Genomic DNA, 14530 nt, shown 5'->3' with positions numbered 1-14530 from the left:
CTGTCACCAAAAGCTCGACGGCTCGAACCAGTCGCGCGCCTCGCGGCGGAACAGCAGCACGATCACCACCAGCGACACCAGCGGACCCAGCGGACCCGGCGGCCGCCCGTCCAGGATCGACGGCACCGTCCAGAACATGTTCAGCACCGCCACCAGGATCGCGCCGACCCGGATCGCCTGGCCCTCGGAATGGAAGGTCAACCCCATCAGCCCGAGCAGCAGCGCCGGGACGAACGGCACCCCCGTCGCGATGGCCGCCGTCGAACCCATCAACCAGCCCGAGGCCGCCACGCACAGCACGCCCAGCCCGCCCATGCCCACGGCGAGCACCTGCGCCGCGCGTACCGCCCGCGGCATGCGATATCCATTCCCGACACCCGACCCTCGATCGGGTTGAGTCTCCAGGTCCGACACTCCCCCAACGTAACCCCGAGCCATCCCCCGATCGGGCCACCACGCCGCCGGGTCTGTTTTCCCAGCGGGCCCGATGCGGTCTACGGCCGGACCGCGACCGTCTCCAGTTCCCGCACCCGCACGGTGGGCAGCAGCCGGTCCCGCAGCACCCGGTCGATCTCGCCCGCGACCGGGATCACCACCGCCGCGGCCGAGGTGGCGACCGCGTCGGCGAGCAGCACCGGCCAATCGGGGGCGGCCTCGGCGGCCAGCGCCGCGATGATGGCCGCCACCGCCGCGTCCCCCGCCCCGGTGGGGTTGCCCGCCAGCGGCTTCGGCAGCGCGGCCGTCCAGGCCCGGGTCGGGGTCACCGCCACCATGCCGTCGCCGCCACGGGTCACCACCACCGCGCCCACACCGTCCGCGATCAGGGGTTCCACGGCCGCCAGGATCTCGGGGACGGTGCCTGCCGGGCGTCCCGTCAGCCGTTCCAGTTCCTCGACATTCGGGGTGAGCACGATGCCCGGGACCCGCGCCGCCAATTCCAGTGTCTGACCGTCACAATCGCAGACCGTGGGCACGCCCCGGGCGATGGCGGTGCGGGCCAGCTCGGCCGGCAGTCCCGCGCTCACTCCGCCCGGCAGCGACCCGGAGATGACCAGTCCGCTCATGTCCGAGAGCAGCCCGGCCACCCGCACCCGCAACTGATCCACCGCGCGCGGCTCGGTGACCCGCGGCCCCGGCTCCCACAGCGCGGTCGCGGTGCCGTCGTCGGACTCGCTGATCACCACGGTGCGCCGCACCCACGGCAGCGCGTGCACGAAGTCCACCGGCATCTCGAGTTCCGCCGCGGCCGCGAAGGAGTGATCCGAGAACCCGGTGGCGCGGGCGTACTTGCCGAGCTGGTTGAGCACCCGCGTGACATTGATGCCACGCCCGCCCAGCCGCTGGTCCACCGAGTGCACCCGATGCGCGCGACCACGCTCGAAATGCTCCACCCGGTAGGTCATGTCGTAGGCGGGGTTCATGGTCACGGTGACGATCACCCCACCATCACGGCACGTCACGGCACCGGATGCAACCCCTGGAGAGCAATGTGGCACCGAATGTCGTTGCCGTTCGGAGACATTCGACGGGCAGGATGTCGGCCGTGCATGCGCTCCCGCCGAAACACCTCCTGCTGCAGGCCTGCCGCGGCCTGCCCCCCGACGACCATCCGGTACTGCGCTGCGCCGGATTACTCGCGGACCTGCACGAGCGGCGGCTCACCTCCGCCGATGGCACCCACGGCATCGACCACGACCGGGCCCGGCTGGTGCACGACATCGACTGCTGGGTCGCGGCCGAGATGCCCAAGGCGGCCCGCGACGCGCACCTGCACACCGAGACCGTCGGCACCGTGGTGGACCGGCTGGCCCAGTTCTCCGCACTGGCCTACCTGTCCCTCGCCATGTCGCCCGACGCCGCCATGCTCGACGCCGCCCAGCGGCTCACCGAATTGGCCATCGCCTACGAGGATCTCGCGGGCGAACTCGCGGCCGGCCGCCGCCGGCTGCCGAACCTCACCGGCACCCACGACTACGAATCCTGACCACCGCGAGACATGACCGCGGCCGGCGGTGCCCGGCGAGGGGGCGGGGCACCACCGGCCACACAGGTGGACCATGCGCAATCCACCGTCGAGCCGGCGGATGGCACGGGGCGTGCAGGGAATTCCGCGTGGGAGTTGCGGTGGCAGTTCCTGCGACGACCCGTCACCTGACAACCGTCCGCCGAAGCTCGACCACCGAATCGTGCGATACGAATCTCGGAGCGACCCAGGTTTCAGCTGTGAATCCCCTGTGAGAGGACCGACGCCCGGAAGGTTCGGGGAAAAGCCCCTATTTCGCCCCGGGTAGCAGGGCCCGAATGGTGTCGATGGTGTCGGCCTGGTGGGGTTCCTTGTCGGGGCGATAACGAACGACCCGGGCGAAGCGGAGGGCGACTCCACCGGAATAGCGGGGACTGGTCTGCACTCCGTCCAACGCGATCTCGACCACCAGTTCCGGATGGAGATAGACGGTATTCGCGTCGCGATCGCGTTCGTGGCGCGGGAATTCACCGGTCTGCCAATGCAGCAGGGCATCGGTGAGGCCCTTGAACGTCTTGCCGACCATGATCGGCGGCCCGCCCTGCGGATCTCGCGCGCCCAGATGGAGATTCGACAGATAGCCGGTGCGGCGGCCGTATCCCCATTCCGCGCCCAGCACGATCAGGTCGAGAGTGTGGGTGGGCTTGATCTTCTGCCAGGCCCGCCCGCGACGGCCCGCCGCATACGGGGCGTCGAGAGATTTGATCATGATGCCTTCGTGCCCCGCGGCGAGCGCACCGTCGAAATACTCGGCGGCGCGCTCGGGATCGGGGGCGATGAGCGCCGGAATGCCGAGCCCCCCGGCCACCTCGGTGAGCGCCCGGCGGCGATCCCGCAACGGCGCGTCGAGCAGATCCTCCCCGTTCAGATGCAGGCAGTCGAAGAAATACGGGTGCAGCAGCAGTTCCTGCGCGACGGTCGCGCCGAAGCGGCTCATGGTCTCCTGGAATGGCCGCGGCCGCCCGGAGTCATTGAGCGCCAATGTTTCTCCGTCGAGCACCACGCTGGTGCAATCCAATTTCCGCACCAGTTCCACCAATTCGGGAACGCTCGCGGTGATCTCACGCAGCGTTCGGGTGAACACCCACACCTGATCGCCGTCGCGGTGCACCTGGATGCGCGCGCCGTCCATCTTGTGCTCGACGCTGACCTGCCCGTCGAATTCGGCCACCGCCTCCTCGAGGCTGGCGCCGGGCGAGGCCAGCATGGGCTGGATGGCCCGCCCGACCCGGAGCCGGAACGCCTCCAGGGCCGCCGCGCCGCCGGTGCGGGCCGCGACCGCCGTGACCGGCAGCTGTCCGGACAGCATGTGCGCCCGCCGGACCGCGGCGATCGGTACGTCGAAGGCGACGGCCACGGCTTCGGCGACGATGGCGGTCAGCGCCCCCTGCCGCATCTCCCCGGTGAGCAGGCGGATCAGGAAATCGTGCTCGTCGCGGGTGGCGGCCCCGAACAGGGTGGCCAGCAACTCCTGCCGCCGGGCGGCCGACCCCGCGCCGCTCACCCCCGAAAGCTGCTCGAAGAAGTTGTCCACAGTTTCCACGGCCAGGGTGGGGACGGTCGCGGACTCGACCTCGAGCCCGGTCAGGGTCCGCCATCCGGTGCCGATCCGACCCTGGGTCAGCTCGCCGGACAGCCACGCCACGACCTGCGCCAACTCCCCCGCCTCGGCCTGTTTCAGCAGCTCGGCGAAGATATTGATCTTGTTCTTGCGGGACGATGTCGCCCGCACGGCAGCTGATGCTTCGACCACTTCGGACAAGAGCATTTCCCGACGGTATCCCGGGCTACCGACATCGGTGTGACGCACAGCTCAGCGGGTCTGCTAATCCTGCGATTGGCAGGGATGTGAATTCGCCAATAAACTGGGCGCATGGCCAAGACTTACGTCGGAGCGCGGCTGCGGCAGCTGCGCACCGAGCGCGGTTTGAGTCAGGTCTCGCTGGCCAAGAAGCTCGAGATCTCGGCTAGCTATCTCAATCAGATCGAACACGACGTGCGCCCGCTCACCGTACCGGTATTGCTGCGCATCAGCGAAGTCTTCGGCGTCGACGCCGGCTTCTTCTCCTCCCAGGACGACACCCGGCTCATCGCCGAACTCCAGGAGGTCGTGATGGATCAGGAACTCGGGGTGGAGGCCGACGCGCAGGAGATCGCCGAAATGGTGTCCGCCCATCCGGGCTTGGCGCGCGCCATGGTGAACATGCACCGCCGCTATCGGAACACCACCGCCCAGCTGGCCGCGGCCACCGAGGACCGGTTCTCCGACGGCAGCGGTTCGGCCGCCATCTCGAAACCGCACGAGGAAGTCCGCGACTACTTCTATCAGCGCCAGAACTACATTCATGAATTGGACACCGCCGCAGAGGAACTCACGCATCGCATGCGTTTCCACGGCGGCGACCTGAAACGTGAGATCCCGCGCCGTCTCGCCGACGCCCACGGCGTCCAGATCGTCGAGCGGATCGACCTCGGCGACGGCGTCCTGCACCGCTTCGATCCGATCGCCCGCCGCCTCGAAATCGCCCCGCATCTCTCCGGCGGTCAGCGCGTCTTCAAACTCGCCGCCGAACTCGCCTACCTGGAATGCGGCGACCTCATCGAAAAGCTGGTGGCCGAGGGCAATTTCTCCAGCCAGGAGTCGATCGTGCTGGCGAAACTGGGTCTGGCCAACTATTTCGCGGCCGCGACCGTCCTGCCGTACACCCATTTCCACGAGGTGGCCGAGGACTTCCGCTACGACATCGAACGCCTGTCGGCCTTCTTCACGCAGAGCTACGAGACCATCTGCCACCGCCTGTCCACCCTGCAGCGCCCCAAACTCCGCGGCGTCCCGTTCTCCTTCGTCCGCGTGGACCGCGCCGGCAACATGTCGAAACGCCAGTCCGCGACCGGCTTCCATTTCTCCTCCAGCGGCGGCACCTGCCCCCTGTGGAACGTCTACGAGACCTTCGCCTACCCCGCGAAGATCATGACCCAGATCGCGCAAATGCCCGACGGCCGCAAATACCTGTGGGTGGCCCGCACCGTGGAACGCCGCGCCACCCGCTACGGCGAACCCAGCAAAACCTTCGCTATCGGCCTCGGCTGCGAACTCCGCCACGCCGGCCGCACCGTCTACGCCGACGGCCTGGACCTCAACGAGCCCAAGGCAACTCCGATCGGCGCGGGCTGCCGAGTCTGCGAACGCTCCAACTGCCCGCAGCGCGCTTTCCCGCCCCTCGGCAAATCCCTGGACATCAGCGAGCACCGAAGCTCCATCTCGCCGTACATCATTCAGTAGAGCCGCCGCGGCGAGGCCGCCTCACCGCTCACATCGCGCCACTGCCAGCTGTCAAAACACTCGGACAGACGCCCAAAATACCGCCTGATCTGCACCGATGCTTCACCCGCACGATCCGAATCATGCTGCGGTGAGCAGAATTTCACGCCCGGGCAACATCGGAAATCGGACATTAATCGAGAGTCATTCCGGCGCAACACTTCACGTTTACCTTTCGTTCCACGAATACAGCCGCTGTATACGCGGCGGTATTCGGAAGCGGCGCAGCCGACGTCGCCGAACACGTGAACCGAAGGATCCGCCCCATGCACGACTCTTCCCGCCGGGACAGGGCTTCCCGCCTGATGAAGGCGATCACCATTCCGACCGCGTTGGCGCTGTCCGCCGTCATGGTCGCCGGTTGTGGATCGCGTGACAGCGACACCGCGTCCGGATCCAATGCCAAGTCCTGCGTGGACACCTCGAAGGACACCATCAAGATCGGTTCGCTGCACTCGCTGACCGGCACCATGGCGATCAGTGAGGTCACCGTCGCCAATGCCACCAAGCTGGCGGTGGATCAGATCAACGCGGCGGGCGGTGTGCTCGGCAAGAAGATCGAGGTGGTGCTCGAGGACGGCGCGTCGGACCCGAAGACCTTCGCCGAGAAGGCCGAGAAGCTGGTCAGCTCCGACTGTGTCGCCGCGGTGTTCGGCGGCTGGACCTCCGCGTCCCGCAAGGCCATGAAGCCCAAGTTCGAATCGCTGAACTCGCTGCTCTACTACCCGGTTCAGTACGAGGGCCTCGAGGACTCGAAGAACATCTTCTACACCGGCGCCACCACCAACCAGCAGATCATCCCCGCGCTGGACTACCTGAAGCAGAAGGGCGTCACCTCCCTCTACCTGGTGGGCTCGGACTACGTCTTCCCGCAGACCGCCAACCGGGAGATCAAGGCCTACGCCAAGGCCAACGGCATCGAGATCAAGGGCGAGGACTACGCGCCGCTGGGCTCCACCGATTTCTCCACAATCGTCAACAAGGTGCGCAGCGCCAAGGCGGGCGCGGTGTTCAACACCCTCAACGGCGACTCCAATGTGGCCTTCTTCCGCGAGTACGCGAACGCGGGCCTGAAGGCCGCCGAGATGCCGGTGGTCTCGGTGTCCATCGCCGAGGAGGAGGTCGGCGGCGTCGGCGTGCAGAACGTCGCGGGCCAGCTGACCGCCTGGAACTACTACCAGACCGTCGACACCCCGCAGAACAAGGCGTTCGTGTCGGCGTACAAGGCCGCCTACGGCGCCGGCAAGCCCACCTCCGACCCGATGGAGGCCGCCTACACCTCGGTCTTCCTGTGGAAGGCGACCGTCGAGAAGGCGAAGTCGTTCGCCGTGGCCGACATTCAGAAGGCCGCCGACGGCGTCAGCTTCGACGCCCCGGAGGGCACCGTCACCATCGACGGCTCCAACCACCACATCACCAAGACCGCCCGCATCGGCGAGATCCACCCCGACGGGCTCATCTACACCGTGTGGGACTCGGGCAAGGCCATCCAGCCGGACCCGTACCTGAAGAACTACGACTGGGCCAAGGGCCTCAAGTAATTCGGCTATCGCCGATGAGGGGCGGCTGGTGCGGCTGAATACCGCACCAGCCGTACGGCGATCAACCAAGAAGCTGATCACGATGAATGACATCGACGAACAATCCCTGTGCACCACCCCGATGGTTCGCGGCCCGTCTCGTTCTGGACTGAACGGAGCGGGGGAGCGAAGCGGAGGAGCGGAGAGAGGGAAGAACGAGACCTCCAGGGCCGCGAACCCGCCCGGAGCGAAGCGGAGGGCAAAATGAACTCAGTCGCTGTCGGACAGCTGTTCACGGGTCTGAGCCTGGGCTCGATCCTGCTGCTCGCCGCGCTGGGCCTGTCCTTGACCTTCGGTCAGATGGGCGTCATCAATATGGCGCACGGCGAATTCATCATGGCCGGGTGTTACACCACTTACGTCGTGGAGCAATTGATCTCGGCGACGGGGGTGGCGCTGATCGTGTCGCTGTTCGTCGGTTTCCTGGTCGGCGGCCTGCTGGGCGCCGCGCTGGAGATGGGGCTCATCCGCTGGATGTACGACCGCCCGCTCGACACCCTGCTGGTCACCTTCGGTGTCGGACTGGTGTTGCAGCAGGCGGTGCGCGACATCTTCGGCGCCCCCGCCAAGAACGTGGTGGCGCCCGACTGGCTGACCGGCGGCATCGGGATCGCGGGCACCGTGGTGCCCAAGACCCGCATCTTCATCATGGTGCTGGCCGTGGTGGCGGTGATCGCGCTGGCCACCGCGCTCAAGACGACCCCGCTGGGCCGGCGTATCCGGGCGGTGGTGCAGAACCGCAGCCTGGCCGAAACCTCCGGCGTCTCTTCCCGTCTCACCGACGTCAGCACGTTCTTCATCGGGTCGGGACTGGCTGCCGTGGCCGGTGTCGCCCTGACCCTGATCGGCTCCACCAGCCCCACCATCGGGCAGTCGTATCTGGTGGACGCGTTCCTGGTGGTCGTGATCGGCGGCCTGGGACAGATCAAGGGCACCGTGATCGCGGCCTTCGGTATGGGGCTGCTGAATTCGTTCATCGAGTACTCGACCACGGCGACGGTCGCCAAGGTGATCGTCTTCATCGTGGTCGTGATCTTCCTGCAGGTCCGCCCGCAGGGTCTGTTCACCGTCCGGACGAGGAGTCTGGCATGACAACCATCCAGCGCCTGAGCGCCAACTCTTCGCTGAAAGCCCTGGGCGGCTTCGCCATCGCCGCCATCGTCCTGTTCGGGCTCGCGCCCGCGCTGCTCAGCGATTTCCGGCTGAGCCTGCTCGCCAAGTTCCTGTGCTTCGCCATCGTCGCGGTCGGCATCGGCCTGGCGTGGGGCCGCGGCGGCATGCTCACCCTCGGCCAGGGCGTGTTCTTCGGGCTGGGCGCGTACATCATGGCCATGCACCTGCAGATGGCCGACGCCGCCAAGGCGCACGAGGACGTGCCGGAGTTCATGGTCATCGCGGGCGTGCCCGAACTGCCGTCGTACTGGCGGCCTTTCGAGTCCGCGCCGGTGGCGATCCTGGCCATTCTGGTGCTCCCGGCCGCCATGGCCGCGGTGCTCGGTTTCGGCGTGTTCAAGCGCCGGGTCAAGGGCGCGTACTTCGCCATCCTGAGTCAGGCGCTGGCCGCGGCGCTGGCGATCCTGCTCACCGGGCAGCAGACCATCGGCGGTTTCACCGGGCTCAGCGACTTCCGGTCGTTCTTCGGTTTCCGCCTGGACGATCCGGTGAACCGGCGCATGCTGTTCTTCATCGCGGCGGGCACCCTGCTCGTGGTGGTGGCGGTGGCGCGTCAGCTGATGCGCAGCCGGTACGGCGAACTCCTCGTCGCGGTGCGCGATCAGGAGGAGCGGGTCCGCTTCCTGGGCTACGACCCGGCCAATATCAAGATCGTCGCCTATGTCGTGGCCGCGTTCTTCGCGGGTATCGCGGGCGCGCTGTTCACCCCGATCGTCGGGATCATCTCCCCCGCCGACATCGGCGTGGTCCCGTCCATCGCGTTCCTGATCGGCGTCGCCATCGGCGGCCGCACCACCCTGCTCGGGCCGGTGCTGGGCGCGATCGGCGTGGCCTGGGCACAGACCACGTTCTCGGAGAACTTCCCCTCGGCGTGGACCTACTTCCAGGGTGCGCTGTTCATCGTGGTGGTCGGTTTCATTCCGGCCGGGCTCGCCGGATTCGGGCCCATGGCAAAGCAATTGCTCCAGCGGGTGCGGACCGCCGCCAAGCCGGCGGCACCGATCGAGGCGGCGGTGGAAGCCTGATGGGCGAGTATCTCGAAGTCAGCAAGCTGTCGGTCAGCTTCGACGGGTTCAAGGCCGTCTCCGAGGTCGACCTCACCGTCGTCTCCGGCGACCTGCGCTTCCTCATCGGGCCCAATGGCGCGGGCAAGACCACCCTGATCGACGCCATGACCGGCCTCACCCCCGCCACCGGATCGGCCCGCAAGAGCGGCACCGAACTGATCGGCCGCAAGGTGCACCAGATCGCCCGCCTCGGCGTGGGCCGCACCTTCCAGACCGCGAGCGTGTTCGAGCAGCTCACCGTGCTGCAGAACCTCGACATCGCCGCGGGCGCGGGCCGTTCGGCGCTCACCCTGCTGCGCCGCCGCAAGGGCGTACTGCCCGCCATCGAGGAGGCGCTCGAGACCATCGGCCTCACCGGCCTGCGCGACCAACCCGCCGGGGTGCTCGCGCACGGGCAGAAGCAGTGGCTCGAGATCGGCATGCTGCTGGTGCAGAACGCGTCGGTGCTGCTGCTCGACGAGCCCGTCGCGGGCATGAGCGCCGAGGAACGCGAGGAGACCGGAAACCTGTTGCGCCGCATCGGCAAGGAACGCGTGGTCATCGTCGTCGAACACGACATGGACTTCATGCGCGCCTTCGCCGACTCGGTGACGGTGCTGGCCGGCGGGCGCGTGCTCAGCGAGGGCAGCGTCGAAGCCGTGCAGGCCGACCCGAAGGTGCAGGAGGTCTACCTCGGCACCGCCGCGGCCGGCGAACTGCCGCCCACCGCCGACCCGGAATCCGACCCCGAACCCGCCACCGACGCGAAGGAGGCCGCCGATGCTGGAACTCGTTGACCTACACACCGGCTACGGCCGGACCGAGGTGATCCACGGTGTGTCCCTGACGGTTCCGGCGAACGGCGTCGCCGCCATCATGGGCCACAACGGCGCCGGGAAGACCTCGCTGCTGCGCGCGGCGGTCGGGCTGCTGCCCGCCAAGTCCGGGCGCATCCGCTTCGACGGCGAGGACATCACCGGCCTGTCGCCGTCGCGCCGGGTGAAACGCGGTCTCGCCTACGTCCCGCAGGGGCAGCAGAGTTTTCCACAACTGTCCACAATGGAGAACCTGCAGGTGGTGGCCGACGGCCGGGCCAAGGGCAAGGAACTCATCGCCGAAGCCCTGGACCTGTTCCCGGCGTTGCGGGAACTGCTGACCCGCAAGGCCGGACTGCTCTCCGGCGGTCAACGCCAGCAGCTGGCCATCGCCCGCGCCCTCATCACCGAACCGAAACTGCTGATCCTGGACGAGCCGACCGAGGGCATCCAGCCGTCGGTGGTCGCCGAGATCGAGCGCACCATCATCGATCTCACCGCCCGCGGCGGCCTGAGCGTGCTGCTGGTGGAACAGCACATCGGTTTCGCCCTGCAGGCCGCGCAGCAGTTCTACGTACTGCGCTCGGGCCGCGTCACGTCCTCCGGGGAGGGCGGCGCGGGCGCGGAATCCGCGGTGCGCCTGGCCATGGCGATCTGATCGGACAGCGGCGTGAACGCGCGCAGGGGGCGCATTCCGTTGTCGGAGCGGGTCTACCGCGCGCTCCAGCAGGATCTCGCGGCCGGGGTACTGGTGCCGACCGAGCGGCTCGGCGAGGAACGTCTCGCCGAGGCGTACGGCGTCTCCCGCACCCCGGTCCGGGAGGCGCTGGCCCGGCTGCTGTCCGACGGTCTGCTGGAACGCCACACCGACGGCCTGTACCCGTACCGGCCGCGGGTGGACGATCTGGGCGATCTGTACGAACTCCGGATCGTGCTGGAGGCCAGGGGAATTCAGCGGCTACAGACCACCGCGGCCGGACTCCCGGACTCGCTGGCCTCCGCCCCGCTCCCCGACACCACCCGCACGCCCTCGGTCATGGCCGAGGTCCGTCGCGAACTCGAATTCTGGCGCGACCTGCGCGACCACCCGCCCGCACCCGACGCGGAACTCATCGCCGCCGACGAACGCTTCCACACCACGCTGCTGCAGGCCGCGGGCAATTCCGCGCTCGCCGACGCGCTCTCGGCCGTGCAGGCCCGCGTCCGTCCGGTCCGCGCCCTCGACATCCCGACCCCCGGCCGCATCGCCGCCATGGCCGAGGACCACATCGCCATCGCCGAACACCTGCTCGCCGCTGATCTCGACGCCGCCCTGCGCGCCCTGCTGGCGCATCTGGCCAGCTCCCGCGCGCACGTGCTGACCCGCGCTCGCCGCGCCCTGGAACTGACCCGGCTCGCCCGCGCGGTCCGCGAGTAACGCGCTCCCGCACCGGCTTCGCCGCCCGGTCGGAGCGCGGGCTCGGCCCCCGCGGCGACGACTCCGGCCGCCACGGTCTGGCGGGTGGCCCAGACAGGGTGTTGACTGGACCCATGGTGTCGACGAAGCCACGCATCGCTCCCGGCCGTCTGCGGGAGCTCGGACCGGTCAACTGGGTTGTCTGGCAGGCGCTTTCCCGCGCCGCCGGGACGGACGACGCCCACCTGTTCAGCACGCTCGGCCGCACCGGCGGCCTGTTCCGCGGCTGGCTGCACTTCTCGGGCCGGCTCATGCCCGGCGGCAAACTGCGGCGCTACGAATCCGAACTGGTCATTCTCCGCGTCGCGCACCTGCGCGAATGCGAATACGAGACCGACCATCACATCCGGCTGGGACGGCGCGCGGGCGTCACCCCCGAGATCCTGGACCGGCTGCGCGAAGGGCCCGCCGCCGCGGGCTGGACCGATAAGGAACGCGCCCTGCTCACCGCCGTCGATCAGCTGGTCACCACCCGCGATCTCGACGACGCCACCTGGCAGGCGCTGGCCGCGCATTACGACGAGCAGCGGCTCATCGAGATCGTGCTGCTCACCAATCAGTACGAGGGCCTGGCCAGCACCATCACCGCGCTGCGCATCGAGACCGACCACTGACCGGAAGCCCTAGCGGCGCAGGCGGAAGACCGGCTGGGTGGCGGCCTCGTACGGGACGTCGCGCGGGAAGACCGGTTCGGCGGGGCGGGCGGGCTGGACGCGGGCGTGCAGGTGCATATCGTGCCAACCGTCGGTGTGCAGGCCCGCGCTACGATTGATGCCCTCGAGGATGAAGCCGGATTTGCAGGCCACCCGGCAGGATTGGGCGTTGTGCACGGAATGGCGTAATTCGAGGCGGTGGAATCCGGCCACCGCGAAGGCCCAGCCGACCAGCGCCTCCACCGCCCGCGGCGCGATGCCGCGACCGCGGGCCGCCGGGATCACCCAGTACGCGACCTCCGCCTCGCCGTGCCACAGCTCCATGTGATGCAGTGAGGCGCGGCCCATCAGGCGGCCGCTGCGGCTGTCCGCCACCGCCCAATTCGCCGCCGCGCCACTGCTCCACGACCGCGCCCACGAGTCCACCCAGTCGCCGACCTCCTCCACGGTGTCGGCGGTGCGCACGTGCCAGCGGGCGATAGCCGGATCCTGGAATGCCGCGTACACCTCGGGGCCGTCGCGCCGCAGCCACGGCCGCAGCACCAGTCCCTCCCCCACGGGAAGCACCGGCTGCACTGCCCTGGTGAAGGTTTCGGCGGCAACGACTGCCGGGGCCGATCGGGGCATAGCTGAAATTCTGCCGCCACCCGCCGCTCCGTGCTGCCGAATTGAGACCACCGTGCCGGTCGGTCTGTGCCAGGTTCGCGTAAGAGACAGGCGCGCCCGGGGGTTCCCGATCAGCGTTCGGGGCGCTCGATCAGGCCCGCCAGCCCGTCGAGGACCCGAGCGAGACCGAATTCGTAGGCGTGGTCCGCGCTGTAGGCGCTGTCGTGCGCCTGTCCGGCCGCCTCGCCGACCCGCGCCGCCAAGGGGTAGCGCTCCGCGTCGAACACCCGGGCCAGCAGCGGGGCCGCGCGCTCCCACCAATCATGGTCGGATTGCCCGCTTTCCGCGGCCGCCCCGGCGGTATCGATCGCGAGCTGCGCGGTGGAGGTCACGAACCCCAGCACGTAGGTGAGCGCCGCATCCATGTCGAGGTCGCCGAGGCCGAGGCCGTCGAAGGCCCGCAGTTCGTGGTCGTACTTGGCGGCCACGCCCGGCCCCAGCGGCGGGCGCGTGGTGGGCAGGTACGCCACCCACGGGTGCGCCGCGAGCATGGCTCGGTTCTCGGCGGCGATCGTGGAAACCCGCTCCCGCCAGCCCATTCCGCTCAGGTCGTGGCGCTCCATGCGCTGATAGACCGTGTCGAGCATGAGATCCAGCAGTTCCGCCTTGCCGGGGACATAGGTGTAGGTGGCCATGGGCGTGATGCCGAGCGCGGCCGCGACCGAGCGCATGGTCAGCGCGGCCAGACCCTGGGTATCGGCGATCCCGAGCGCGGCCGCCACGACGGCGTCCACGGTGGTGCGCTGTTTGGGCCCACGCGCCGACCCGCCGGATCCGGGCTCGCGCCAGAGCAGTTCCAGGGTTCGCACCGGGTCTCCCGCGCTGCTGCGCTCCCCGCTTTTCGCGGCCATGTCGCGTCACCTCCGCCGCCGATCGTATCCATGTGACGGTCATCACTTTGCACCCTGTCGGGAATTTACGTACAAAGTACAGCGTACTTAGTACAGAGTTTACCGGCACCACCTAGGAGGACCCTTGAACGTCACCGCATCCGCGATCTCCCTGAACGTGCCCGACGAGACCGCCTCCGCCAAATTCCTCATCGACCACTTCGGCTTCACCGAGAAGATGTCGGCCGACGGCTTCGTCAACCTGACCCGGCCCGACGCCGGCTTCGACGTCATCTACCTGCGCACCGGCCTGGGCAGCTTCAAGCCGGACCGCATCGCGGGCAGCGCCGGTCAGGGCCTGCTCGTGGTCTTCGTGGTGGATGACATCGATGCCGAATACGCTCGCGTGCAGGGCGAGGGCGTGCCGATCGTGACGCCCATCGAGACCGAGCCGTGGGGTGAGCGCTACTTCCAGGCGCTGGACCCCAACGGCATCGTCATCCAGTTGGTGCAGTGGGTCTGAGCCGGATGTCGATTCCGCCCCGCCCCGTTCGAGGAGTAGGCGAGGGTCGAACCACGATCCCCACACGAAGGAGGATTCGACTATGCGACACCTGGTGCTGATTCGCCTGGACCCCGCCCAGGCCCCCGACGGTCCCGGCGACGACCTGATCGCGCGGGTCAACGAGATCATCGAGGAGATGACCAAGGCGGGCGTGCTGCTCGACACCGCGGGCCTGCGCCCACCCGAGGAGGGCGCCCGGATCCGGCAGTCCGGCGGCACGCAGACCGTGATGGACGGTCCGTTCACCGAATCCAAGGAGATCATCGGCGGCTATCTGCTGCTGCAGACCCGCTCCAACGAGGAGGCCGCCGAATGGGCCTCCCGGTTCCTGCGCGTGCACGGACCGGAATGGGAGATCGAGGTCGAGGTGCGGCAGCTGGAAGGCCAGCACTGACTCCGCA

16 protein-coding genes are annotated in these 14530 nt (G+C 68.5%); 11 read left to right on the top strand and 5 right to left on the bottom strand.

Translation table 11 applies throughout. The features are described from left to right. Positions 1 to 3 precede the first annotated feature (3 nt). Positions 4 to 357 (bottom strand): hypothetical protein, encoded by a 354-nt coding sequence (locus tag ABZ382_RS20010; protein WP_357090827.1) that lies wholly within the window; start codon positions 355 to 357, stop codon positions 4 to 6. Between the two features lie 137 nt (positions 358 to 494). Beyond that, entirely contained in the window at positions 495 to 1439 is a 945-nt protein-coding gene (locus tag ABZ382_RS20005; RefSeq protein ID WP_357090825.1) for a hexose kinase, read from the bottom strand. Between the two features lie 104 nt (positions 1440 to 1543). On the opposite strand from ABZ382_RS20005, the gene ABZ382_RS20000 reads away from it, so the two are divergent. Further along, complete coding sequence (locus tag ABZ382_RS20000) at positions 1544 to 1984, top strand: DUF4254 domain-containing protein (protein WP_357090823.1); 441 nt, start codon at positions 1544 to 1546, stop codon at positions 1982 to 1984. 289 nt (positions 1985 to 2273) lie between these two features. On the opposite strand, the gene ABZ382_RS19995 is transcribed toward ABZ382_RS20000, so the two are convergent. Further along, positions 2274 to 3791, bottom strand: coding sequence for an ATP-dependent DNA ligase (locus ABZ382_RS19995; RefSeq protein WP_357090821.1), 1518 nt, complete (start codon positions 3789 to 3791; stop codon positions 2274 to 2276). A gap of 105 nt (positions 3792 to 3896) precedes the next feature. On the opposite strand from ABZ382_RS19995, the gene ramB reads away from it, so the two are divergent. From ramB to ABZ382_RS19955, 8 genes are all read left to right on the top strand, one after another. Then, positions 3897 to 5306, top strand: a complete 1410-nt coding sequence (ramB, locus tag ABZ382_RS19990) for an acetate metabolism transcriptional regulator RamB (protein WP_357090819.1) — start codon at positions 3897 to 3899, stop codon at positions 5304 to 5306. A gap of 305 nt (positions 5307 to 5611) precedes the next feature. Next, positions 5612 to 6886, top strand: coding sequence for an urea ABC transporter substrate-binding protein (gene urtA / locus ABZ382_RS19985; protein ID WP_357090817.1), 1275 nt, complete (start codon positions 5612 to 5614; stop codon positions 6884 to 6886). A 243-nt stretch (positions 6887 to 7129) separates the two neighbouring features. After that, positions 7130 to 8017 carry an urea ABC transporter permease subunit UrtB gene (gene urtB / locus ABZ382_RS19980; RefSeq protein ID WP_357090815.1) on the top strand — a complete coding sequence of 296 codons (888 nt, stop codon included), beginning with the start codon at positions 7130 to 7132 and terminating at the stop codon, positions 8015 to 8017. After that, positions 8014 to 9123: an urea ABC transporter permease subunit UrtC gene (gene urtC / locus ABZ382_RS19975; protein WP_357090813.1), complete on the top strand. Its 1110-nt coding sequence runs from the start codon at positions 8014 to 8016 to the stop codon at positions 9121 to 9123. Before urtB ends, urtC begins: the two co-directional genes overlap by 4 nt. Beyond that, the gene (urtD, locus tag ABZ382_RS19970; protein ID WP_357090811.1) at positions 9123 to 9941 is read left to right on the top strand and encodes an urea ABC transporter ATP-binding protein UrtD; all 819 of its coding nucleotides are present in this window, start codon (positions 9123 to 9125) and stop codon (positions 9939 to 9941) included. Before urtC ends, urtD begins: the two co-directional genes overlap by 1 nt. After that, positions 9925 to 10617 carry an urea ABC transporter ATP-binding subunit UrtE gene (urtE, locus tag ABZ382_RS19965; protein ID WP_357090809.1) on the top strand — a complete coding sequence of 231 codons (693 nt, stop codon included), beginning with the start codon at positions 9925 to 9927 and terminating at the stop codon, positions 10615 to 10617. The genes urtD and urtE overlap by 17 nt, the downstream gene beginning before the upstream one ends. Before the next feature lie 12 nt (positions 10618 to 10629). Next, positions 10630 to 11376 carry a GntR family transcriptional regulator gene (locus ABZ382_RS19960; protein ID WP_357090807.1) on the top strand — a complete coding sequence of 249 codons (747 nt, stop codon included), beginning with the start codon at positions 10630 to 10632 and terminating at the stop codon, positions 11374 to 11376. Between the two features lie 113 nt (positions 11377 to 11489). Next, a complete protein-coding gene (locus ABZ382_RS19955) occupies positions 11490 to 12029 on the top strand; it encodes a carboxymuconolactone decarboxylase family protein (RefSeq protein WP_357090805.1) in 540 nt (179 codons plus the stop codon). A 9-nt stretch (positions 12030 to 12038) separates the two neighbouring features. On the opposite strand, the gene ABZ382_RS19950 is transcribed toward ABZ382_RS19955, so the two are convergent. Together ABZ382_RS19950 and ABZ382_RS19945 are read right to left on the bottom strand one after the other, a co-directional pair. Continuing rightward, on the bottom strand, positions 12039 to 12695 hold the full coding sequence (locus tag ABZ382_RS19950; protein WP_357090803.1) for a GNAT family N-acetyltransferase: 657 nt from the start codon (positions 12693 to 12695) through the stop codon (positions 12039 to 12041). Between the two features lie 110 nt (positions 12696 to 12805). Beyond that, positions 12806 to 13585, bottom strand: coding sequence for a TetR/AcrR family transcriptional regulator (locus ABZ382_RS19945; RefSeq protein ID WP_357090801.1), 780 nt, complete (start codon positions 13583 to 13585; stop codon positions 12806 to 12808). Between the two features lie 124 nt (positions 13586 to 13709). Between ABZ382_RS19945 and ABZ382_RS19940 the strand changes: the two genes are divergently transcribed. Together ABZ382_RS19940 and ABZ382_RS19935 are read left to right on the top strand one after the other, a co-directional pair. Beyond that, positions 13710 to 14087, top strand: coding sequence for a VOC family protein (locus ABZ382_RS19940; protein WP_357090800.1), 378 nt, complete (start codon positions 13710 to 13712; stop codon positions 14085 to 14087). Between the two features lie 82 nt (positions 14088 to 14169). Then, complete coding sequence (locus ABZ382_RS19935) at positions 14170 to 14523, top strand: YciI family protein (protein WP_357090798.1); 354 nt, start codon at positions 14170 to 14172, stop codon at positions 14521 to 14523. Positions 14524 to 14530: the final 7 nt, after the last annotated feature.

Source organism: Nocardia sp. NPDC005825, assembly GCF_040630175.1.
Taxonomy (GTDB): Bacteria; Actinomycetota; Actinomycetes; order Mycobacteriales; family Mycobacteriaceae; genus Nocardia.
The sequence above is the reverse complement of the archived record's forward strand: the minus strand, read 5'-3'. Positions and strand labels throughout refer to the sequence as shown.

Excerpts from the sequence above, each read along its gene's own strand:
- ABZ382_RS20010 (WP_357090827.1), bottom strand. The coding sequence starts at position 357 with ATGCCGCGGGCGGTACGCGCGGCGCAGGTGCTCGCCGTGGGCATGGGC.
- ABZ382_RS19995 (WP_357090821.1), bottom strand. The coding sequence starts at position 3,791 with ATGCTCTTGTCCGAAGTGGTCGAAGCATCAGCTGCCGTGCGGGCGACA.
- ramB (WP_357090819.1), top strand. The coding sequence starts at position 3,897 with ATGGCCAAGACTTACGTCGGAGCGCGGCTGCGGCAGCTGCGCACCGAG.
- urtA (WP_357090817.1), top strand. The coding sequence starts at position 5,612 with ATGCACGACTCTTCCCGCCGGGACAGGGCTTCCCGCCTGATGAAGGCG.
- urtB (WP_357090815.1), top strand. The coding sequence starts at position 7,130 with ATGAACTCAGTCGCTGTCGGACAGCTGTTCACGGGTCTGAGCCTGGGC.
- urtC (WP_357090813.1), top strand. The coding sequence starts at position 8,014 with ATGACAACCATCCAGCGCCTGAGCGCCAACTCTTCGCTGAAAGCCCTG.
- urtD (WP_357090811.1), top strand. The coding sequence starts at position 9,123 with ATGGGCGAGTATCTCGAAGTCAGCAAGCTGTCGGTCAGCTTCGACGGG.
- urtE (WP_357090809.1), top strand. The coding sequence starts at position 9,925 with ATGCTGGAACTCGTTGACCTACACACCGGCTACGGCCGGACCGAGGTG.
- ABZ382_RS19955 (WP_357090805.1), top strand. The coding sequence starts at position 11,490 with ATGGTGTCGACGAAGCCACGCATCGCTCCCGGCCGTCTGCGGGAGCTC.
- ABZ382_RS19950 (WP_357090803.1), bottom strand. The coding sequence starts at position 12,695 with ATGCCCCGATCGGCCCCGGCAGTCGTTGCCGCCGAAACCTTCACCAGG.
- ABZ382_RS19945 (WP_357090801.1), bottom strand. The coding sequence starts at position 13,585 with ATGGCCGCGAAAAGCGGGGAGCGCAGCAGCGCGGGAGACCCGGTGCGA.
- ABZ382_RS19935 (WP_357090798.1), top strand. The coding sequence starts at position 14,170 with ATGCGACACCTGGTGCTGATTCGCCTGGACCCCGCCCAGGCCCCCGAC.